This window comes from Stenotrophomonas sp. 22692, assembly GCF_052045015.1.
Taxonomy (GTDB): domain Bacteria; phylum Pseudomonadota; class Gammaproteobacteria; order Xanthomonadales; family Xanthomonadaceae; genus Stenotrophomonas; species Stenotrophomonas geniculata.
The window spans coordinates 1-21969 of record NZ_JBQEMR010000019.1 but is presented as its reverse complement, the minus strand read 5'-3'; the positions used below and the strand labels follow the sequence as shown (position 1 = coordinate 21969).

At 67.0% G+C, this 21969-nt stretch carries 19 protein-coding genes and 1 tRNA gene; 9 read left to right on the top strand and 11 right to left on the bottom strand.

The annotated features are described in order from the left end of the window. Positions 1–405 (bottom strand): DUF805 domain-containing protein, encoded by a 405-nt coding sequence (locus ACTJJM_RS13955; RefSeq protein WP_043402812.1) that lies wholly within the window; start codon positions 403–405, stop codon positions 1–3. A 294-nt stretch (positions 406–699) separates the two neighbouring features. Between ACTJJM_RS13955 and ACTJJM_RS13950 the strand changes: the two genes are divergently transcribed. Beyond that, complete coding sequence (locus ACTJJM_RS13950) at positions 700–1434, top strand: hypothetical protein (RefSeq protein ID WP_049437318.1); 735 nt, start codon at positions 700–702, stop codon at positions 1432–1434. Positions 1435–1569: 135 nt separating this feature from the next. Here the strand turns inward: ACTJJM_RS13950 and ACTJJM_RS13945 are convergent. Both ACTJJM_RS13945 and ACTJJM_RS13940 read right to left on the bottom strand, forming a co-directional pair. Next, positions 1570–1643 (bottom strand) — tRNA-Gly (locus ACTJJM_RS13945). A gap of 128 nt (positions 1644–1771) precedes the next feature. Continuing rightward, a complete protein-coding gene (locus ACTJJM_RS13940) occupies positions 1772–3625 on the bottom strand; it encodes an autotransporter outer membrane beta-barrel domain-containing protein (protein ID WP_100446596.1) in 1854 nt (617 codons plus the stop codon). Positions 3626–3832: 207 nt separating this feature from the next. On the opposite strand from ACTJJM_RS13940, the gene thiS reads away from it, so the two are divergent. The 4 genes from thiS (at position 3833) to ACTJJM_RS13920 (ending at position 7517) form a co-directional block, all read left to right on the top strand. Beyond that, positions 3833–4033: a sulfur carrier protein ThiS gene (gene thiS / locus ACTJJM_RS13935; protein ID WP_049454766.1), complete on the top strand. Its 201-nt coding sequence runs from the start codon at positions 3833–3835 to the stop codon at positions 4031–4033. A gap of 80 nt (positions 4034–4113) precedes the next feature. Further along, positions 4114–4908 (top strand): thiazole synthase, encoded by a 795-nt coding sequence (locus ACTJJM_RS13930; protein WP_010481470.1) that lies wholly within the window; start codon positions 4114–4116, stop codon positions 4906–4908. Beyond that, complete coding sequence (trmB, locus tag ACTJJM_RS13925) at positions 4908–5642, top strand: tRNA (guanosine(46)-N7)-methyltransferase TrmB (RefSeq protein ID WP_053501092.1); 735 nt, start codon at positions 4908–4910, stop codon at positions 5640–5642. The genes ACTJJM_RS13930 and trmB overlap by 1 nt, the downstream gene beginning before the upstream one ends. A gap of 27 nt (positions 5643–5669) precedes the next feature. Beyond that, positions 5670–7517 (top strand): SLC13 family permease, encoded by a 1848-nt coding sequence (locus ACTJJM_RS13920; RefSeq protein WP_010481466.1) that lies wholly within the window; start codon positions 5670–5672, stop codon positions 7515–7517. Positions 7518–7823: 306 nt separating this feature from the next. Here ACTJJM_RS13920 and ACTJJM_RS13915 read toward each other — a convergent pair whose 3' ends face one another. Next, positions 7824–8159: a Rieske 2Fe-2S domain-containing protein gene (locus tag ACTJJM_RS13915; RefSeq protein ID WP_197654389.1), complete on the bottom strand. Its 336-nt coding sequence runs from the start codon at positions 8157–8159 to the stop codon at positions 7824–7826. Between the two features lie 178 nt (positions 8160–8337). On the opposite strand from ACTJJM_RS13915, the gene ACTJJM_RS13910 reads away from it, so the two are divergent. The 4 genes from ACTJJM_RS13910 to ACTJJM_RS13895 all read left to right on the top strand — a co-directional run bounded on the left by ACTJJM_RS13910 (position 8338) and on the right by ACTJJM_RS13895 (position 11536). After that, the gene (locus tag ACTJJM_RS13910; protein WP_440865766.1) at positions 8338–8619 is read left to right on the top strand and encodes a hypothetical protein; all 282 of its coding nucleotides are present in this window, start codon (positions 8338–8340) and stop codon (positions 8617–8619) included. Positions 8620–8694: 75 nt separating this feature from the next. Beyond that, entirely contained in the window at positions 8695–9411 is a 717-nt protein-coding gene (locus ACTJJM_RS13905) for a fumarylacetoacetate hydrolase family protein (RefSeq protein ID WP_019660190.1), read from the top strand. A gap of 55 nt (positions 9412–9466) precedes the next feature. Further along, positions 9467–9871, top strand: a complete 405-nt coding sequence (mscL, locus tag ACTJJM_RS13900) for a large-conductance mechanosensitive channel protein MscL (RefSeq protein WP_010481458.1) — start codon at positions 9467–9469, stop codon at positions 9869–9871. Between the two features lie 243 nt (positions 9872–10114). Further along, positions 10115–11536, top strand: coding sequence for a M28 family peptidase (locus ACTJJM_RS13895; RefSeq protein WP_333582435.1), 1422 nt, complete (start codon positions 10115–10117; stop codon positions 11534–11536). Positions 11537–11636: 100 nt separating this feature from the next. Here the strand turns inward: ACTJJM_RS13895 and ACTJJM_RS13890 are convergent, their stop codons facing one another. The 7 genes from ACTJJM_RS13890 to ACTJJM_RS13860 form a co-directional block, all read right to left on the bottom strand. After that, on the bottom strand, positions 11637–12470 hold the full coding sequence (locus ACTJJM_RS13890; RefSeq protein WP_071306356.1) for a TrmH family RNA methyltransferase: 834 nt from the start codon (positions 12468–12470) through the stop codon (positions 11637–11639). Next, a complete protein-coding gene (locus ACTJJM_RS13885; protein WP_010481454.1) occupies positions 12463–13980 on the bottom strand; it encodes an alanine/glycine:cation symporter family protein in 1518 nt (505 codons plus the stop codon). The genes ACTJJM_RS13890 and ACTJJM_RS13885 overlap by 8 nt, the downstream gene beginning before the upstream one ends. Positions 13981–14160: 180 nt before the next feature. Continuing rightward, entirely contained in the window at positions 14161–14700 is a 540-nt protein-coding gene (locus ACTJJM_RS13880) for a GNAT family N-acetyltransferase (protein WP_440865765.1), read from the bottom strand. Then, positions 14693–17818, bottom strand: a complete 3126-nt coding sequence (locus ACTJJM_RS13875; RefSeq protein ID WP_010481452.1) for an efflux RND transporter permease subunit — start codon at positions 17816–17818, stop codon at positions 14693–14695. Before ACTJJM_RS13875 ends, ACTJJM_RS13880 begins: the two co-directional genes overlap by 8 nt. After that, positions 17815–18921 carry an efflux RND transporter periplasmic adaptor subunit gene (locus ACTJJM_RS13870; RefSeq protein ID WP_317614588.1) on the bottom strand — a complete coding sequence of 369 codons (1107 nt, stop codon included), beginning with the start codon at positions 18919–18921 and terminating at the stop codon, positions 17815–17817. The genes ACTJJM_RS13875 and ACTJJM_RS13870 overlap by 4 nt, the downstream gene beginning before the upstream one ends. Before the next feature lie 273 nt (positions 18922–19194). Then, positions 19195–21258: a TonB-dependent copper receptor gene (locus tag ACTJJM_RS13865; protein ID WP_100446604.1), complete on the bottom strand. Its 2064-nt coding sequence runs from the start codon at positions 21256–21258 to the stop codon at positions 19195–19197. Positions 21259–21330: 72 nt separating this feature from the next. Beyond that, complete coding sequence (locus ACTJJM_RS13860; protein WP_100447153.1) at positions 21331–21762, bottom strand: DUF2946 family protein; 432 nt, start codon at positions 21760–21762, stop codon at positions 21331–21333. Between the last annotated feature and the right edge of the window lie 207 nt (positions 21763–21969).

Genomic DNA, 21969 nt, shown 5'->3' with positions numbered 1-21969 from the left:
TCAGGCCCCCGGCAGACCGGAAATGCCGCCGAATCGATTCTCTTCCTCGTTGCCCGGCAGCAGCATGACCGGGAAGAGGACGAATACGCCCAACGGGATGAAGGCGATCACGACGTACCAGCCAGACTCGTCGATGTCATGCAGTCGTCGAACGGCCAGGGCCAGCATCGGCGGAAGGAGGACGATGACCGCGCAGACCGTCATGCCCCACCCCAGCGTCCGGAACGGTTCGAAGGCCTCCCCATCTAGCAGCACGGTGCCCGTCAGCCAGTATCCGCCGTCCATCAAGGTGTAGCTCGCTGCCACCACAAGCGCAGCAGACAGGGAGTACGACCAGAACTCTTTCCGGTTGGATCGCCCTGAAAAATCAAAGCAACGCCTGAGGGGCAAAAGTGCGGGGATCATTCGCGCTCCGGGCAGCGGACGATGGGTCAACGGTTAACGATCTTTTAGCATCCCCAAGCCCAGCACCAACTGAACCCTGCGGCCCGACGGGCACGGCAGACAGCGGAGGTTGCAGGAGCCCGCCGCAGCAGCCGCGCAGCCGGAGACGCAGCGCGAACTACCGCACATTTTCACAGACGTGGGCATCCTGAATCGAATCACTGGCTTGCAGCAGTGGCGGATGGGTCGAATTCCAGTTTTCCAGAATGGCGCCTCTGCTAGCGTCACTGCTCACTCATGGATTCGAGGTTTTGAATGGCTGCGATTTCTTTTCCGCTGATGCTTGCACTGCTTTCCACCCAGGCCCCGATGGCCGCAAACGCAGAAAGTGACTACGCCAGAGCCGCAGCAGCATCGATCGGGCCGGGCATCTGCGACCCCGGCATGGACATGCTGCCGAACGGCGGAGGCGTGGTGATCCGGCGCTGCGGCAAGAACGGTACGGTCGCGGGCGTTGGCAGCAATATCGATGCTGCGACGGCCAACACCAATGGCTTCCTGGCCGTCGCCGAGGAAGGCCCGGTATGCAGTGTTTTCGCACGCGATCCCTATGTCAGCATCCCGGCACCGGGTGTGGGTATCAAAGGAGAGTGCAGTTCCACTCCGATTTCCGCCTATGGCATGACGACCACCACTGCGGGACAGAACCTGCTTGAGCTGGCCATCACCCTGGCGGCGACGCAGGCGCGGTGCAATGTCGACTACTACTATGGGTCGGCACATGGCTATAAGTATCCCTACAGCTGCACTCGCCCGGGCCAATCCTGGAGCGTTGCCGGCCTTGGCTCCAGCGTCGACGATTCAAACGCGATGGCAATGCGGCTTGTGAAGAAATCATCCAAGACCGGTACGCACTGCTATTTTGACAACGCCGAGTTGAATGGCGTCGTCTTCCGCGCATACCTGCACTGCAACGGATCGACCTATACCGGTTTCGGGAGCTCTGTAACTGCCGCGGCCAAGGACGCGGCTGCGCAAGCGGGCGCATAAGCTACGCGGGCTGTGGTTCGAAGGAGCCACAGCCCAAAACTGGGGAAAGAGAGTCCGGCGCTGCTGCCACACGCTGGACCTGGGTGTGGTTCAACGAGTGCGCCGCGTCTGCCTGGGGTGAATACCCTGGAGACATGGAGCGGGCGATGGGAATCGAACCCACGTCAGTAGCTTGGGAAGCTACAGCTCTACCATTGAGCTACGCCCGCATTGCGAGTGAAAGTCTATGCGGAGCGGCCGGTGTTGCGCAATGGTGGCCGCCGCACCCGCCGGGCACGGCCCGGCGCTGCAGTGCAGGCATCCCAGGCACCTTGCGGTGCCCGGGATGTTGCATTCATCAGAAACTGCCACCCACGGTGGCGAAGATCGTCGCGTCACGGGCGCGCTTCTGCGCAGCCGTGGTGCTCAGGCCAACGTTGCCCTGCAGGCCGAACAGGTCCATGCGCGCACCCAGAACAGCGGTGGCGTAGTTCTTGTCGAAGTCCAGGCCCGGCACGCGGTAGCTGCCCAGTTCCGGCAGAGTCTGCAGCCAGGCGCTGGCCTGCTTGGTGTCCTCGAACTCGTGGTCGTAGGTCACCTGCACGTAGGGCTTGACGGTACCGCCATCGAAGCGGGCCTGCCAGCCGACGCGGCCGACGGTCGAGTCGACGTTCTGGCGGTCGTAACCCAGCGCAGTAGCCATGGTGCCGGCGGTCGCGCTTTCGGTGTAGCCGTCGATCTTCACCTTCTGCCAGATCACCGAAGCGATCGGGCCGTGGCGGAAGCCACCTTCGGTGCCGAACTCGTAACCGGCATTCAGTGCAGCAGTCAGGTTGCTGCCATCCGGCGAGCCACCATGCTCACGGGTGGCCGGGCCCAGCTGGACCTTGCGGTTCACGTCATACGACAACCAGGTGTAGCTGACCTGGCCGTTGACCCAGACGCGGTCGCCATACCAGGCAGCGAACAGGCCGGCGGTGGTGTCCTTCTGGGTGAAGTCGCCACGGCTGTTGCCGAAGTCGGCACTCATGCGGCCGAAGCCGGCGAAGCCGCCGACCACCACGCCGTCACGTGACCAGTCGACACCGAACAGGCCGGCCGGCGCCACGCCGTCGTACAGGTCGGCGTGGTCATAGCGCTGCATGTCACCGCGCACGCCACCCCACCACGACAGGCCATCGGCCGGACGGGCGCCCAGGTGGTTGCTGACCTGGTCGGCACGCGAACGGCCGACCGTCTGTGCCGAGTGGCTCAGCACCTGCTGCAGGCGCGGAGCCTCCAGCACCGAGACGGCGTACTGGCCCAGCAGCTGGTGACCGGTCACGGTGGGATGCACGCCATCGGCGAACAGATAGGTCTGGTACGCATCGGGGCTGACGTAGGTCGTCGGGTTGCAGCCGATGATGCTGCCCGTGGTGTTGGCCGGGTTGATCTTGCAGGCGGTGCCGGTGACGTTGGTGAAGCCGTACATGCCCGGGTTGGCGGTCACTTCACGCAGGATGCTGAAGGTATCGAGCGGAATGAACTCGATGCCCGCCTGCTTCAGGCCGCCGTACAGTGCCTTGTTGTAGCCCACCGACATGGCGGTGGCGGCTGCCGCGTTGGGGCCGCGGAACTGCGGGGTGATGCCCACGTCCGGCAGGTTCGGCACCAGCACGTACTGGGCACCGGCCTGCTTCAGGGCGCCGACCAGCGCGATCTGGTCGGTGACCGCCGCGCCGATGATGCCCTGCACCTGGGCCGGCGACGCACCCGCGCCGGCAGCACCGGCCGCGGCGAACAGGTCGTTGGCGCCGCCCCAGACGGTATACAGGGCATTACGATCAGCCTTGCCGCCGTTTGCGGCCAGGTAACGGGCCGCCTGCGACTTCAACGACGGGATCGCGCCAAGGGCACCACCGCCTTCGACCGACACGCGGGCACCGCCGACAGCGTAGTTGTCGCCGTTCTGGCCGTTGCCGTTGGGGTCCTTGTTGAGGCCGTAGTAGTTGGCGACCTGCTGCGACCACACCCAGCCCGGGTTGGTGGTGAACTGGCCGGAGAGCCCCTGGGTGGCCTCAGGCAGCAGCGGGCGGAAATAGCCGGCGTCGGTGAGGCTGTCGCCGAAGAACACCGCCTTGGAATACGGACTTTCGCCTGCCATGGCCGGCAGCGCGGCGAGTGCGATCGCAGCCGCCATCAGGGAGCGGATCGGGTGTTTGCTGAGCTGCATCTAGGAACTCCTGTGGGGTAAATAGGTTGGAATCCGGCGCACGTACGCCGGCGCACGGTCAATGGTTTCACCGCGCCGCCGTTTGCTCACGCTGCGCCGCCGCATGGATTGTCGCCTGATCACGCCGGAACCCGCTGTGCTGGAGCTGGCGCCCGGTTCAAATTGCAAACGTTCCGATCTCGACGGGCTATCAGCGACAATGCAGGGATGAACATCCAGCTCAACGGCGAACCCCGCACCCTGCCCGCCTCGGCGACCCTCCACGACCTGCTCGAGGCCGAGCAGCTGCTGCAGCGCCGGGTGGCGGTGGAGGTCAACGGCGAGATCATCAGCCGCAGCCGCCATGGCGAGCACGTCCTGGCCGAAGGCGACATCGTGGAGATCGTGCACGCGCTGGGCGGGGGCTGAGACCTGCGCGGGTTTGCCGGCCAGCGGCCGGCACGCCATTGCGTGATCCCATCTTCAGGCGGATAGGCGATAATCGCGCCATGAACGTTCATGTCTCCCCCGATTCGCTGGTGATCGCCGGCAAGACCTATGGCTCGCGGCTGCTCACCGGCACCGGCAAGTTCAAGGATCTGGAAGAAACCCGCCTGGCCACCGAGGCTGCAGGCGCCCAGATCGTCACCGTGGCCATCCGCCGCACCAACATCGGGCAGAACCCGGGCGAGCCCAACCTGCTCGACGTGCTGCCGCCGGAGCGCTACACCATCCTGCCCAACACCGCCGGCTGCTACACCGCCGAAGACGCGGTGCGTACCTGCCGGCTGGCACGTGAGCTGCTGGACGGCCACAACCTGACCAAGCTGGAAGTGCTGGGCGACCAGAAGTCGCTGTACCCGGACGTGGTGCAGACCCTCAAGGCCGCCGAACAGCTGGTCAAGGACGGCTTCGAGGTGATGGTCTATACCTCCGACGATCCGATCCTGGCCAAGCGCCTGGAAGAGATCGGCTGCGCTGCGGTGATGCCGCTGGCCGCACCGATCGGTTCGGGCCTGGGCATCCAGAACAAGTACAACCTGCTGCAGATCATCGAAGACGCCAAGGTGCCGATCATCGTCGACGCCGGCGTGGGCACCGCGTCGGACGCGGCAATCGCGATGGAGCTGGGCTGCGACGGCGTACTGATGAACACCGCCATTGCCGGTGCACGCAGCCCGGTGCTGATGGCCAGTGCCATGCGCAAGGCGGTCGAGGCCGGCCGCGAGGCGTTCCTGGCCGGGCGCATCCCGCGCAAGCGCTACGCCAGCGCCTCCTCCCCGGTGGATGGGCTGATCGGCTGATGACCAATCCTTTCGACAGCGCCGGTTCCAAGGCTCCGCCCAAGCCCTTCACCGTAAGCGAAGGCCGCCGCGAGGTGCGCAGCTTCGTGTTGCGCCAGGGCCGCTTCACCCCCGCCCAGCAGCGCGCGTTCGACGAACGCTGGCCGCGCTTCGGCATCGATTACAACGGCCAGCCGCGTGACCTGGACGCCACCTTCGGGCGCCCGGCGCACAAGGTGCTGGAAATCGGCTTCGGCAACGGTGCCGCGCTGCGCTTCGCCGCCCAGCACGACCCGTCGCGCGACTACATCGGCATCGAAGTGCACGCGCCCGGCGTGGGCCGGCTGCTGAACGCGCTGGCGGAGGACAACGCCGACCACGTGCGCCTGTACCACCACGATGCGGTGGAAGTGCTGCAGAACGAGATCGCCGATGGCGCGCTCGATGAAGTGCGCATCTACTTCCCGGACCCGTGGCACAAGAAGCGCCACAACAAGCGCCGCCTGCTGCAGCCGGCGTTCGCCGAGCTGCTGGTGCGCAAGCTGCGCCCGGGTGGCCGCCTGCACTGCGCCACCGACTGGGAAGACTACGCCGAGCAGATGTGGGACGTGCTCGATGCCACCGCCGGCCTGGTCAACCGCGCCGGCCCGCGTGGCAGCGTGCCGCGCCCGGACTGGCGCCCGCAGACGCACTTCGAGACCCGCGGCCAGAAGCTCGGCCACGGCGTCTGGGACCTGCTGTACGACCGCACCTGACGATCGCCTGAGGACGCCGCGCCCCACATGGATACCGCGCTGACGCTGACCAACGACATGAAGCTCGTGCTCGGGCTGGTCGGCTTCACGATGGCGATGTTCCTGTTCGAGCGCATCCGCGCCGACGTGGTCGCGCTGGTGGTGCTGGTGGTGCTGGGTGTCACCGGCCTGATCGCGCCGGAGGAAATCTTCGGCGGTTTCTCCGGTAACGCGGTGATGAGCATCATCGCCACCACCATCCTCGGTGCCGGCCTGGACCGCACCGGGGCGCTGAACCGGCTGGCGGCCTGGCTGCTGCGGCGCGGCCATGGCGTCGAGCAGCGCTTGCTGATGATGACCACGGCCATCGCCGGCCTGAACTCGTCCTTCATGCAGAACCCGTCGGTGATGGCGCTGTACCTGCCGGTCGCCTCGCGACTGGCAGCGCGCACCGGCCTGACCCTGCAGCGCCTGCTGCTGCCGATATCGGCGGCGATCGTGATGGGCGGCGCGCTGACCATGGTCGGCAACTCGCCGCTGATCCTGCTGAACGATCTGCTGGCCTCGGCCAACAACAACCTGCCCTCGGGCCTGGCCACCATCGAGCCGCTGCGCATGTTCGCGCCGCTGCCGATCGGCGTGGCCCTGCTGATCGCCTCGCTGCTGTATTTCCGCTACTACGGCGACCGCAAGCTGATCGAGGAAGAGAACCTGGTCAACGACGGGGTCACGCCCGCGCGCACCGAGAGCTACTTCGCCAAGACCTACGGCATCGAAGGCGATGTGTTCGAGCTGGTGGTCAGTGCCGAAAGCCCGCTGGTGGGCATGACCCTGGGCGAGGCCGAAAACCTGCACGATGCCCCGCTGCTGCTGGCCCTGAAAACCGGCAACGACACCCGCCTGGCGCCGCCAGCGGAAATGCGCATCTGGGTCGGCAGCGTGCTCGGCGCGATGGGCCCGCGCGAGCAGATCAACGATTTCGCGCAGAACCAGTTCCTGCGCATGTCTTCGCGCCTGAAGCACCTGGGCGACCTGTTCAACCCGAGCCGTGCCGGTATTTCCGAGGCGGTGGTACCGCCGACCTCGAACGTGATCGGCAAGAGCGCCGCGGACCTGCGCCTGCGCAAGGAGCGCGGCATCAGCCTGCTGGCGATCAACCGCGACAAGCAGGTGATCCGCGAGGACGTGCGCGACGTGCAGCTGCGCGCCGGCGACATGCTGGTCTTCCACAGCATCTGGACCGATCTGGCGCAGGCCGCGCGCAGCCGTGACTTCGTGGTGGTGACCGACTACCCGACCGGCGAGCAGCGCCCGCACAAGTTCAAGATCGCGATGGCGATCTTCGCGCTGACCATCCTGATCGCGCTGACCAGCAAGCTGCCGGTGGCGCTGACGCTGATGACCGGCGTGGCCGGCATGCTGCTGACCGGCGTGCTGCGCATGGACGAGGCCTATGCCTCGATCAACTGGAAGACGGTGTTCATGATGGCCGGGCTGATTCCACTCGGCTGGGCAATGGATTCCAGTGGTGCGGCGGCATGGGTGGCCGGCCATACCATCGACAAGCTGCCGACCGGCATCCCGGTGTGGGTGCTGGAGGTGGCGCTGGCGCTGCTGACCACGGCGTTCTCGCTGGTGATCAGCCATGTGGGCGCGACCATCGTGATGGTGCCCATTGCGGTGAACCTGGCACTGGCGGCGGGTGGCAACCCGACGGCGTTCGCGCTGATCGTGGCGCTGTCGGCGTCCAACAACCTGATGACGGCCTCCAACCCGGTGATTTCGATGATCACCGGTCCGGCCAACTACACCCCGCGCGAGATGTGGCGGGTCGGCGGACCGTTGTCGCTGATCTACACCTGTGTGGTGGTGTTGATGATCAACCTGATGTTCTGACGGTTGGGTTTGTTGGCAGGGCTGCGCCCTGCACCCGCAGAAGCCGAAGCAACAGCAACAGCGTGCATTCCGTGGGATGGCGGGGTGGGTCCGGTTGCGGGGGACGCTGCAAGTACGTCCCTGTAAGCTCGGTCGCCGCATCCATGCGGCTCACGCCCCCGCAACCGGCCCCACCCCGCCTTCGACAGATCGCTGCAATCTGCAGTAGATCCACGCCATGCGTGGATGGATCTGGATACCTGTTGATCTGTTGGGTGCGGACTGTTGGCTTGGTGGGTGCGGACCGTTGGTCCGCACACCGATACATCAAACCAGGTAAACCTGCCCGTCGCGCACATCCACCAGCACTGCGCGCAGGCGGTCGCCCTTGCACGGGCCGGCAATGCAGTCGCCGCTGTCCAGCGCGAACGAGGCGCCATGCGCGGCGCACACCAGGTGGCCTTCGCGGCTCTTCAGGAACTGGCCCGGGGCCCAGTCCAGGCGTCGGCCGGCGTGCGGGCAGATGTTCAGGAAGGCACGCACCTGCGCGCCGTCGCGGTACAGCACCAGCGATTCGGCATCGCCATCCACCACCGCTTCGACCTCGGCAAACGCGCCATCGGCAATGGCATCAAGGGCAATCAGGGAAGCAGCGGCAGTCATGGCGAAGGCTCGGACAGTAAACCCGCATTGTCGCATGCCCACTCAGGTGACTGGCTGCGACATGAACACAAGTCATTGATCCGTAATAAGCACAGGCTATATTTAACGAGTTTTTCACTCAATGACAGTGGCGCGTCCCGATACTCTGTTTTCGCTGATCCCAGCCTATCGAGCCGCCATGTTCAATCGCGCATCCGCCTTCAACCAGTTCCGCACCCTGTTCGCGCCGCGCAAGCCGCGTCACCCGCTGGTGCGCGTTGCCGTGGGCCTGCTTGGCCTGGCGATCCTGGCCGCGATGGTGTTCATCGGCGTGTTTGTTGGTGCGGCGATGATCATGGTCGGCCTGGCGTGGAAGCTGCTGGCCTCGCGCAAGCCGGGTGCCGCGCGTCCGATCGACCCGACCGTGGTCGAGGGCGAGTACCGCGTGGTGCGCAAGCCGGTGTTGCCGGTCTCGCGCTGACCTGCGCCATCCGCGCCCGCTGACGGCGGGCGCCATGCGTTCTAGACTGCGGGCACGCCCTTCCTGGATGCCCGCATGTCCGATGTCTCCGATGTGATCCCTGCCGTAGCCCTGCCGCGTGTGCCGGTAGCCGGTGGCGGCAGTTTCCCCGTGCACCGCATCTACTGCGTCGGCCGCAACTTCGCCGACCACGCCCGCGAAATGGGCGCAGCGGTGCCGGCGGCCGATGACCGCGGCCGCCCGATGTTCTTCAGCAAGCCGGCCGATGCGATCGTGGTCGGCCACGACGATGCCATCCCCTACCCGCCGGCGACTGCCAACCTGCACCACGAAGTGGAACTGGTGGTGGCGATCGGCCGCGATGCACCTGCCGGTGAGCTGGCCGTGGCCGATGCCGACGCACTGGTCTACGGCTACGCCGTGGGCCTGGACCTGACCCGCCGCGACCTGCAGGCCGCCGCCAAGGACAAGGGCCACCCGTGGGACGCCGCCAAGGGCTTCGATGCCTCCGCGCCGATCAGCGAGATCGTCCACGCCGAGGAAGTGGGCGACTTGGCCGCGCTGAACCTGTCGCTGGAGGTCAACGGCGAGGTGCGCCAGCAGGCGCTGCTGGACCAGATGATCTGGAATGTGCCGGAGATCCTGCACGAGCTGTCCAAGCTGTGGCAGCTGCGTGCCGGCGACCTGGTGTTCATGGGCACCCCGTCCGGTGTGGCCGCACTGAAGCCCGGCGACCGCTTCAGTGCCCGCCTGGAAAACGTGGCCGAGCGCCACGGTGTGATCGCCGGCTGACATCACCTGCGCTACCCTGCGCGCTGTCCACTTCCCCCACCGGAGAAAAACAACAATGGGAATGCTCACCGAGTTCAAGGAATTCGCGATGCGCGGCAACGTCATCGACCTCGCCGTCGGCGTGGTGATCGGCGCGGCCTTCGGCAAGATCGTGACGGCGCTGGTCGAGAAGATCATCATGCCGCCGCTGGGCATGCTGATCGGCAAGGTGGATTTCTCGCAGCTGGCGTGGACGCTGTCGCCGGCCCGCATCGGGCCGGATGGCAAGGAGATTCCGGCGGTGGTGATCGGCTACGGCGACTTCATCAATACGCTGATCCAGTTCGTGATCGTGGCCTTCGCCATCTTCCTGGTGATCAAGGTGATCAACCGCCTGTCGCGCAAGAAGGAAGCCGCTCCCGCTGCGCCGGCCGAGGAAGTGGTGCTGCTGCGCGAGATCCGCGACAGCCTGAAGAAATAAGGTATCGGGCGCCTACCGGCGCCCCTCCCACCTGTAGAGCCGAGCCCACGCTCGGCTGATCTGCAAAAGGCAGCCGAGCATTGGCTCGGCTCTACAGAAGCAGGCGAAAGCCCCGCCCCGGCGGGGCTTTCGCTTTGCTGCATCTGGCGGAAAACAGCATCCGCGCCAGCCATGACCTCCCGCCCATGCACCGGGCTGAACGACTGTTAAGCTCCAAGGCTTGGTCCCTTTCCGGAGCTGTCCATGCGTCGCCGCGTCCTTGCCATCGCATCCTCCCTCGCCCTGCTGGCCGCCCCGGCCTTCGCGGCGCCGCACACCACCACCCTGGCCCCGGCGTCGCTGGCCACCGCCGCACAGCTGCGCGACCAGGCGCTGGCCGATGACACCGGCTGGAAGGTGGTCGAATCGCTCACCACCGAAATCGGCCCGCGCATTGCCGGCAGCGAGGCTGACGCCCGTGCCGTGGCCTGGGCCGAGGCCAAGTTCAAGGCACTCGGTTTCGACAAAGTCTGGAAGGAGCCGGTGACCTTCCCGAAGTGGGAACGCCGCAGTGAGCACGCCGCAGTGACCGGCAAAAACCCGCAGCCGCTGCAGATCACCGCACTGGGCGGCAGCCCGGGCGGCACGGTGGAAGCGGAAGTGGTGCGCTTCGCCGACCTGGCCGCACTGCAGGCCGCACCGGCCGGTTCGCTGAAGGGCAAGATTGCCTTCGTCGATTACCAGATGCTGCCGTTCCGCGATGGCCGCGACTATGGCCGTGGCGGCGCGATCCGCAGCAAGGGCCCGTCCGAAGCGATCCGCAAGGGCGCAGTCGGTTTCCTGATGCGCTCGGCCGGTACCGACTCGCACCGCGTGCCGCACACCGGCATCACCCGTTTCGATGACGGCCTGACGCCGGTGCCGTCGGCGGCGCTGTCGGTGCCCGATGCCGACCAGCTGGCGCGCCTGCTGGCCCGTGGCAGCACTACGGTGAAGGTCGCGCTGGACTGCGGCTGGGATGGCACCGCCACCTCGTACAACGTGATTGGCGAGATCACCGGCCGCAGCCTGCCAAAGGAAGTGGTGGTGATTGGTGGTCACCTGGATTCATGGGACCTGGGCACCGGCGCGGTGGATGACGGCGCGGGCGTGGGCATCACCATGGCCGCGGGCCACCTGATCGGCCTGCTCAAGCAGGCACCGAAGCGCACCATCCGCGTGATCGCCTTCGCCAACGAAGAACAGGGCCTGTACGGCGGCAAGGCCTACGCCGAAGCGCACGCCAAGGACGTGGCCCTGCACCAGCTGGCTGCCGAGAGCGATTTCGGTGCTGGTCGCATCTACGCCTTCAACACCGGTTCGCCGAACCCGGAAGGCTCGCGCGAAGCGACGAAGCAGATTGCCGAAGTGATGAAGCCGCTGGGCATCGAGTACCAGGCCGACAAGGGTGGCCCGGGACCGGACGTCGGCCCGCTGGCCGCCAAGGGCGGTGCGTGGGCGTGGCTGGCGCAGGATGGATCGGACTACTTCCACCTGCACCACACCGCCGACGACACGCTGGACAAGATCGACCCGAAGGCGCTGGCGCAGAACGTGGCCGCCTATGCGGTATTCGCGTATCTGGCCGCGGAAGCCGATGGTAGTTTCGGCAGCGAAGCCAAGGCGACCACGCCGCCGAACGAGTGATGCGGTAGCGCCGGGCCATGCCCGGCGAGCGCAGTGGCGGGAGTGGTGCGAACCAAGGTTCGCACCCACCAAGGTAGATTTCGCACCCACCGGGCGCCACTCAGCTGCGGCGGTTTGCCCACTGTGCCAGCAAAACCGCCGTGGCCGAGGCCACGTTGAGGCTTTCCACCGCACCACTGCCGGGAATCGAGACCTGCAGATCGCACTGGCTCGCCAGGCCACGGTCCATGCCTTCGCCTTCAGCGCCCATCACGTACACAAGCCGTTCCGGCAGGGACGCACGGAACACGTCGTCGCCACCATCAACGAGGGTCGCGGCCAGCCCGAAGCCGGCCGCACGCAGCTGTGCCATCGCCTCTGCGGTCTCCGGCAGCTGCACCAGCGGCACCGCCTCGGCACCGCCCTCGGCCACGCGTGCGGCGGCACCGGACAGCGCCAGCGTGCTGCCGGCCGGCAGCAGCAGCGCCTTGACCCCGAAGTGTGCGGCCGAGCGCAGGATCGCGCCGAAGTTGTGCGGGTTGCCGACACCATCAAGCCACAACGCCAGCGCCGGACCTTCGCCCAGATCCGCCAGCCACTGCGCCAGCGGCACGACCGGCGCGCGCAGCACGTCGGCCACCAGGCCTTCGTGGTGCGTGGTAGCGGCCAGCTTGTTGAGATCGCCCTCTTCCACCACGCGATAGCCCACGCGGTTGGCCACGCACCACTTCAGCACCGGCTGCATGCGCGGAATCAGCGCGTCCACCAGGTACAGCTTGCGCAGCGCCTGCGGGCGCTTGGCGAACAGGGCCTGCACGGCGTTCCAGCCATACAGGCGCAGTTCGTCGTTGCCGCGCCCCGGCGGTGGCGGGGTGCCGCCCTCACGCGGTGGCAGCGGGGTGGCCCGCGGCGGTCGCGACGACGGGCGGCGGGCGTTCTTCCAGGGATCATTCACTACGGGACAACTCCAGCTTGCGTTGACGCCAGAAATCGGCGTTCTTGATGCCCAGGGCATCGGGGTCGAAGATCGGATCGAGGCCGAGCTTCTTCTGTCGTTCGTAATCACGCAGGGCCAGCATGGCCGGCTTCTGGATGATGAGGATGGCAATGATGTTCAGCCAGGCCATCAGGCCCACGCCGATGTCACCCAGCGCCCAGGCCAGGGTGGCGTTATGGAACGCGCCGAACACCACCATGCCGATGATGCCCAGGCGCAGCAGCAGCACGGTCAGCGGGCGCTTCTTGTTGTGGTTCACATAGCTGAGGTTGGTCTCGGCCATGTAGTAGTACGCCATGATGGTGGTGAAGGCGAAGAAGAAGATGGCGATGGACACGAACGCCGAGCCCCAGCCCGGCAGCACGGCTTCAACGCCGGCCTGCGCGTAGCCTGCGCCTTCCGGGATGCCGGCCAGGCCCTGGAAGATCGGCGCGGCGCCGGGCACCGGCGAGTACACATTGTAGGTGCCGCTGGCCAGGATCAGGAACGCGGTGGCGGTGCACACCATCATGGTGTCGAAGTAGATGGCGAAGGCCTGCACGTAGCCCTGCTTGGCCGGGTGCGAGACTTCCGAGGCGGCTGCAGCATGCGGGCCCGAGCCCTGGCCGGCTTCGTTGGCGTAGATGCCGCGCTTGATGCCCCACTCCACTGCCAGGCCCATCATCGCGCCGAACGCGGCGTGGGTGCCGAAGGCGCTCTTGAAGATGATGCCGAACATTTCCGGCACGCGGTCGTAGTTGATGATCATGATGACGATGGCCATCAGGATGAAGCCGGCGGCCATGAACGGCACCACCACTTCGGCGAAGTTGGCGATGCGCTTGACGCCACCGAAGATCACCACGCCCAGCAGCAGCGCGACCACGATGCCGATGCCCAGCTTCAGCGCCTGCACCGACTCCATGCCGAAAGCCTGGCCATCGAGCGGACCGCACAGCGCGGTGCCACGGCAGGCGTTGATGATGCTGTCGGCGATGGCATTGGCCTGCACGCCCGGCATCAGGAAGCCGGCAGCGATGATCGTGGCGATGGCGAAGGCCAGCGCGTACCACTTCAGGCCCATGGCCTTTTCGATGTAATACGCCGGGCCACCGCGGTAGCGGCCTTCGGCGTCCTTGGTCTTGTAGATCTGCGCCAGGGTGCATTCCACATACGACGTGGACGCGCCGAGGAAGCCCATCACCCACATCCAGAAGATGGCACCGGGGCCGCCGAAGGCGATGGCGGTGGCCACGCCGGCGATGTTGCCGATGCCCATGCGGCCGGCCATCGACATGGCCAGGGCCTGGAACGAGGACACGCCGGCGTCGGATTTCTCACCCTTGACGGTGAGGCGGCACATCTCGACGAAACCACGGATCTGCATGAAGCGCGTGCGCAGGCTGAAGAACAGGCCGGCGGCCAGGCACATGAAGATCAGTGCCTTGCTCCAGATGATGCTGTTGATGAAATGTACGGTAGCTTCCACGCGCGCTCTCTCCAGTCGGCGGGTTGTAAGGACGTCCCGTCGGCTGGAGGGGACCGGTCGATTCTCCCTGATCGAAGGCCGCTGCGGTAGCGCTGTCTTGTAGAGCCGAGCCCATGCTCGGCTTGGGCCCCCGAGGGCAGCCGAGCATGGGCTCGGCTCTACAGTGGCCAGCCCGCGCGCTCAGGGCAGCTGCGTGCGTATCCGGGCGAAGCGGCGCAGGTCGTGCAGCTCACCCCGCTTGTAGATCGCGCAGCGATCCACGCCCTCTTCCTGGAAGCCGTTCTTTTCCAGCACCCGTGCCGAGCCGAGGTTGAAGTCGACCACCCCGGCCTGCAGCCTGAACAGGCGCAGTTCGTCCATCACCCACGGCGCGAACAGGCCGACCACGCGGGTCATCAGGCCCTGGCCCCAGTAGGCCTGGCCCAGCCAGTAGCCAAGTTCAGCCATATGACCGCGCTCGGCCACGCCCTGCTGGGCGCCGACACTGCCGCAGGCCTGGCCGTCGATCTCGATGGCCAGGTTCAGGGTGCCGGGGGCCAGTACGCGGCCGGCGAGGAAGGCCTCGCCATCCTCGCGCGTGTACGGGTACGGGAAGCGATCACGCAGGCCCCGCGACACCTCGGCGTCGTTGGCATGGCGCAGCAGCGATTCCAGATCATCCGCGCGCCAGGGGCGCAGCTGGAAGCCATCGCCCCGCAGCAACGTGGTCGGATCAGGCATGGCCACCCACCGAGGGCGATTCCGCTTCCTGCTTCTCCAGCTCGCGTTTCACCGCTTCCGGCGAACGGGTGTACGGGGCCAGCCGCGCGTAGAACGCCGGCACCACGAACAGCGACAGGAAGGTCGAAAGGGTCACGCCGAAGATGATCACGATGCCGATCGTGCCACGGCTGGCCGAACCGGGGCCACCGGCCACCACCAGCGGGATCGCGCCGACCACGGTGGCGATCGAGGTCATCAGGATCGGGCGCAGGCGCACCATCGCCGATTCGATGATCGCCTCGCGCACGGTTCTTCCGTCGTCGCGCAGCTGGTTGGCGAATTCGACGATGAGGATGCCGTTCTTCGCGGCCAGGCCGACCAGCATGACGATGCCGATCTGGCTGAACAGGTTCACCGTGCCGCCACTCACCCACAGGCCGACCAGCGCACCGAGCACACCCAGCGGCACGGTCAGCATGATGGTGAGCGGGTGGATGAAGCTTTCGAACTGCGCGGCCAGCACCAGGTAGACCACCAGCAGGGCCATCGCGAAGGTCAGCAGCACTGCGCCACCGGCACTCTGGTACTCGCGCGATTCCCCCTTCCAGTTCACCTGCGCATACTGCGGCAGCTCTTCACGCGTGACCTGCTGCGCCCAGGCGATGGCCTCACCCAGCGGATACCCCGGCGCCAGGCCAGCGTTGATGGTGATCGAGCGCAGGCGGTTGAAGCGGTTCAAGGTGCCGGCCTCGGCCACTTCGCTCAGCGTGACCAGGTTGGACAGCGGCACCAGTTCGCCGGAAGTAGCGCGCACGCGGATCGCAGCCAGGTCGGCCGGGCTGGCGCGGCCGTCGCGACCGGCCTGCACGAGCACGTCGTACTCCTCGCCGTTGTCGACGAAGGTGGTGACGCGGCGCGAACCCATCATGGTTTCCAGCGCCGATCCGATCGCGGTGACCGGCACGCCGAGGTCGGCCGCACGCTGGCGGTCGATGTTGACCCGCATCTGCGGCCGCGTTTCCTTGTAGTCCGAGTCCGGGCCGACCAGGCCCGGATTGTCGGCCATGCGCAGCAGGATGCGGTCGCGCCACTGCGCGATCTCGGCGTACTCCGGCCCGCCCAGCACGATCTGGAACGGCTGCCCGCCGCTGCGCACCAGGCCACCACCGACCTGGGTACGCACGCGCACGCCGCGGATGGTGTCCAGTTCCTTCTGCAGCTCATTGGCCACATCCGGCGTGCCCTCGCTACGCTGGCGCCACGGCTGCAGGAAGATGCTGACGCGGCCGGTGTGCATTTCCTCGCTGGCGCCCCAGCCGCCCGGCACGCGCGGGTTGGCACGCACGATGGGTTTGTCCGGGCCGACATGCGGTGCCAGCATCGCTTCCACCTGCTGCACCTGCTGCACGGTGTAGTCGTAGCCGGCGCCCTCCGGGCCGTCGATCATGATCTGGAACGAACCGCGGTCTTCGGCTGGCGCCAGCTCCGACGGCAGCAGCTTGAGCAGACCCCAGCTGGCAGCCAGTGCGGCCACCATCACCAGCAGGTAGATCCAGGTGCGGTCGACATGGTGGTCGAGCACGCGGCCATAGCCCGAGGCCAGGCGCTCCAGATTGCGGTTGATGAAGCCATGCAGGCCACGTGGTGCCTGCCCGGTGTGCGGCTTGAGCAGCTTGGAGGCCATCATCGGCGTCAGCGTCAGCGCTACGAATGCGGACAGCGCCACCGCTGCCGCCAGCGCCACCGCCAGTTCGCGGAACAATCGTCCGGTATTGCCTTCCAGGAAACCGACCGGCAGGAACACCGCCACCAGCACGGCGGTGGTGGCGATCACCGCGAAGGCAACCTGCGTGGTACCGCGTTTGGAGGCCACCAGTGGGGGCTCGCCCAGGTCGATGCGGCGCTGCACGTTTTCCACCACCACGATCGCATCGTCCACCACCAGGCCGATGCACAGCACCAGTGCCAACAGGGTCAGCAGGTTGATCGAGAAGTCGAATGCATAGAGTGCGATGAACGCGGCCACCAGGCAGACCGGCACGGTCACCGCCGGAATCAGTGCGGCACGGAAGCTGCCGAGGAACAGCCAGATCACCGCCAGCACCAGGATCATCGCCTCCACCAGCGTGGCGTAGACGCGGTCCACGGCGGCTTCGATGAAGGTGGTGTTGTCGAACGCAACAAAGATCTGCGTGCCCTTGGGCAGCGACAGCGCCACCCGCTCGGCTTCAGCGCGCGCGGTGCGCGCCACGTCCAGCGAGTTGGCGGTGGAGGTCTTGACGATACCCAGGCCGATGCCCGGCTCGCCGTTACTGCGGTAGTAGGCGCGGCGCTCGGCCGAGGCCAGTTCGATCTTCGCCACGTCGCCCATGCGCACCACGTAGCCATCGCGGCCCTTGCCCAGCGGGATGGTCGCGAAGTCTTCCGGCTTGATGTAGTTGCGCTCCACGCGCAGGGTGAAATCGCGGTCGGTCGACTCGATGCGGCCGGCCGGCAGTTCCACGTTCTCGTTGCGCAGTGCGGTTTCCACATCGCCGGTGGTCAGCCCGCGCGCGGCCAGCTGGTCACGGTCCAGCCAGATGCGCATCGCGTAGCGCTGGCGGCCACCGATGCGGACCTGGGCCACGCCATCGAGGCTGGAGAAGCGGTCGACCACGTAGCGGTCGGCGTAGTCGCTCAGTTCCAGCGTGTCCATGGTCGAGGAGACCATGTTGAACCAGATGATCGGGTCGGCATCGCTTTCGACCTTGGCGATTTCCGGCGGCCGCGCTTCTTCCGGCATGCGGTCGGCGACACGGCTGACCGCATCGCGCACGTCATTGGCCGCCGCTTCGATATCGCGGTTGGAAGTGAACTCGATGCTGACCTGCGAGCGGCCGTTGGTGCTGCGCGCATTGATCGTATCGATGCCTTCGATGCCAGCCAGTGCATCTTCCAGAACCTGGGTGATGCGGCTTTCGATGACCGCCGCCGAGGCGCCGGTGTAGTCCACCGACACCGACACGATCGGCGGATCGATGGCGGGCAGTTCGCGCAGGGTCAGGCGGGTGAAGGACATCACGCCCAGCACCAGCAACAGCAGGCTCATCACCACGGCGAACACCGGCCGCTGGATGGAGATGTCGGACAGCTTCATCCGCCGTGGCCCTCGGCCGCGACCGGTGCAGCGGCGTCAGCGGGCTTTGCACCACTGGCCGGTGCCGCGTCCTTGGCCGCGACCTTCAAGCCCGGGCGCAGCTTGCCCGTACCGTCCACCACGATGCGCTGGCCTGCTTCCAGGCCCTGCTTGATCTCGACCACGCCGGCACGGCGTGCGCCGGTGATCACGTCCACGCGCTCGACGCTGTCGTCGGCGGTGATGCGGTACACGAAGGTATCGCGACCGACCTGCACCACGGCGATTTCCGGAATCACCAGCGCCGGGCGCTCGGGGTGGAACAGGCGCACGTCCAGCAGCATGCCCGGGCGCAGGGCATGGTCACCGTTGGCGAAGTCGGCACGTACGGTCACCGCACGGGTGGCCGGATCGATGCGTGCGTCGATGGTGCTGACCACGCCCTCGAAAGTACGGCCCGGCCACGCCACGCTGGTGGCACTGACCTTGTCACCGACGCCCAGCGCGGCCAGCTCCACTTCCGGCACCTGGAAATCGATGTGCATGTGCTCGATGTCATCGAGCGTGGCGATCACCGTGGTCGGCGTCAGCAGCGTGCCCGGGCTGACCTGGCGGATGCCGAGCACACCGGCGAACGGCGCACGCACGCGACGGTCACCGATGTCCGACTGCATCTGCGCCACACGCGCCTCGGCGGCATCACGGATCGACTTCTGCGTATCCAGCGTGGCGCTGGACACCAGCCGCTGCGCGGCCAGCTCGCGCTGGCGCTTGTACAGCTGGTCGGCCTCATGGAAGGTGGCCTGCGCCTGCACCAGCGCGGCCTCCTGGGCCTGCCCGCGCAGGGTTACGATCGGCGCACCGGCCGCAACATGCTGGCCGCTTTCGAAGTGCACCTTCTCGACGATCTCGCTGACCTTGGCGGTGACGCTGATGGATTCGCGCGCCTTGGCCGTACCCAGTGCCTGCAGCGTGTCGTTCCACTGCGTGGACTGCACGACCTGCGCGGTGACCGGCACCGCTTCTCCCTGCCGACGGGCGGCGGCCTCCTGTTTGCCCGCGCACCCGGCCAGCACGGCCAGGCAGAGGCCAAGGGCCAGGGTCGAAGCGATGCGAGCCAACATGAACGGTCCTGAGTGATCCACGGCCGCCGAGTGTAGGCAAGCGCCCACAGAAGCGATATGTGCCAAGCGTTTACCGGCGTGGAACCGGCGTCGCGATAGCGCCGTGAACCCGTTCCGGGCAAGGCTGGCAGCAGCGGTGTCGGCATGTGTCGAGGTGTATCCAGCCGTGCACCGCAGGCGTTGCCATCGTAGAGTCGAAGCTGCCCGGCAGAGGGCGTCGGGCGGGGACGGATCCTGGCGGGGATCCGGCCCCGGTTTTTTTCACCCGGCGGATCAGTACCGGTAGTTCACCTTCATCCACAGGCTGCGGCCCGGCTCGTTGATGCGTACCGGATCGGCCGGGAAACCGAAGTCGGCGCTGCCGGCCAGATTCAGGTGTTCGCTGTAGGCGCGGTCGAACAGGTTGTCGACGCCCGCACTGAGCTGCAGCTGCGAACTGAAGCGGTAGGCTGCGTTGAGCCCGAAGGTGGCGAAGCCGGCACTCGGCCCCAGGTCCTGCGCGACCACATTGCCCTGGCCATCGGCGACGCGATGCTGGTGGGTCACCGCGCGCAGCAGCGCACCGGCACTCCAGCGCTCGCCTTCCCAGTTCGCGCTCAGGCGTGCTTCCAGCGGTGGCATCTGCGGCAACGGACGCTGCTGGTCGCGGTTCTCGCCCCAGGCATAGGCCAGCGTGCCACCCAGCTTCCACTGCTCGGCCAGGCTCACTTCCAGCCCGGCTTCGGCACCGGCGATGCGCGCATCGACGTTGCGGGCCTGGCTCATGCCCATCATGCCGCTGCCGTGGTAGGTGAACAGGATGTAGTCCTGGATCTGCCCTGCGTACGCCGAAACCCACGCCTGCACACGCGGCCCCTTGTACTGCAGGCCGACGTCGAGCTGGGTGGTGCGCTCGGGCTGCACGCCGGTGAACGCGTTCACTGCACCGGCCGGGCCGTGGTTGGGCGAGAACAGCTCCCAGTAGTCGGGCATGCGCTCACTGTGACCGAGGCCGGCGTACCAGGTCAGGCCATCGGCCAGGTCCTGCTCGTAACGCAGGAAACCGCTGCCGAGCCATTCCTTGCGCGTCTGCCCTGCGCTGGGATTGGGCCGGTTGCCCATCATGCCGCGGATCAATTGCCGCTCATCGCGGGCGCTGGCACGGTCGATGCGCAGGCCACTGATCCAGCGCTGGTCGGTGCCGGCGCCCAGGGTCAACTCGGTGAACACGCCGTAGCGGCGGAAGTTGGCATCGGTCTCCCAGGCGGCCTGGCGGTAGGTGTCGCGGCCCATGCCCATGCGGCCACGATGGCGGCTGTCTTCGCCATCCACACCGGCCACCAGCTGCACGTCCTGCCAGCGCCACTCGGAACTAACCCGGCCGCCCTGGGTACGGCGGTCCACGTTCGAGGCCATCGGCATCGGCATCATGCTGTGCGGGTTCGGCGTGCGCAGCGTGTAGTTGTCCATCACATGGTCGGCTTCGTTGTAGTACACGTTGGCCTGCAGCGTATCCCACGCACCGGGCAGGTTGCGCTTCTCGAAGCGCGCGGCATAGCTGGTGCGTTCGAACGCAGCACCGTCCATGCCGCGCCCGGCGTAGCGCGCAATGGCATCGCCGGCACCGGCGGAGATTTCCAGCAGCGTGTCGGCATCCGGCGTCCAGCCGATGGCCACGTCACCGTTCCACTTGCGCCACTTCGACGGCACCACATCACCGTGGCCGTCCTTGTAGTCATCGGCCTCGGAACGGTTGCCGCTGGCGCGCACGTAGCCGGTCGGATTGCCCAGGGTCAGGTCCAGCACCTGGTCATTGCGGTTGCGCGAACCAACCAGCGCACTGGCATCGGCACGCAGCCCCGGTTCGTCGAAGCGCGGCGTATCGCGCTCGAAACGCACGGTGCCAGCCGACGCACCTGCGCCCCAGCGCACGCTCTGCGGCCCCTTGATGATGGTCAGCCGGTCGAAGCTCTCCGGCGCGATGTAGGACAGCGGATTGTCCATGCGCGACGGGCAGGCACCGATCAGGTTGCCATCGTTGCTGAGGATGTTCAGCCGCGAACCGAACATGCCGCGCAGCACCGGGTCGCCGTTGGTGCCGCCATTGCGGATGGCGGAGAAGCCGGGGACGGTCTTCAGGTAATCGGCACCGTCGCTGGCCGGCACAGGCTGCCGCGGCAGGCGCGGATCGGTCACCCAGTGCAGCGGCGAGGACGGTGCGGCGGCGGTGACCACCATCGTGTCGAGGGTGCGCGCCTGCTCGGCAGGCGCAGCATGGGCCAGTGACGCGGCCACGGCCAGGCCAAGGGCAACCGGCAGGCGCGCGCAGGCGCCCGCAGGGCGGGAAGTCATTTTCATCGGAACAGCTCCAAAGTACGCACGCGCGCACGGCGCCCGGTCAGGCGTCGTGCGGCAGATTCGACAGGGACATCAGCGGACGATGGAGACGCGCGGTGGCCCACGTGCGGCGTGCGCCGGCCAACGCAGTGCCGGCAGCACCTGTTGCGACCACGGGAACACCAGGCGCGGCCGCCACAGCAGCGGCAACAGCAGCACCAGCACTGCCAGCCACGGCAGCAGGCGCATGGCCAGCACGCAGTATTCGCAGGCTTCGCCGTGCATGGCGTGGGGGTCGGCGGGGCGGTTGGGCGCTGCCGGCGCAGCACCGTGCCGATCGTGCCCGGCCATGGTCATGCCGTGCATGTCATGGCCCATGGCGGCGTGGTCCATGCCTGCCATCGCGGCGTACTCCATCGGCGGCGCCTGCAGCGCGCGGCTGACCAGTGGCGCAAGCACCATCAGCAGCGTCGCCAGGACGGCGAGCTGGAGCAGAAGGCGCTGCGGGCGGGACAGGCGGGTCACCCCGCTAGTGTAGAGCCGGGTCCAGGGTTGCCCGTGCGACGAACCGTCGCAGGAGGGGTTTATCGGCAGGGCTGCGCCCTGCACCCGCCGAATCAACGTCAACGTCAACGTCAAAAGCGGGCAATCCGTGGGATGGCGGGGCGGGTCCGGTTGCGGGAGACGCCGTAAACCCATCCATGGGGGCTTGGCCGCGGCATCCATGCCGCG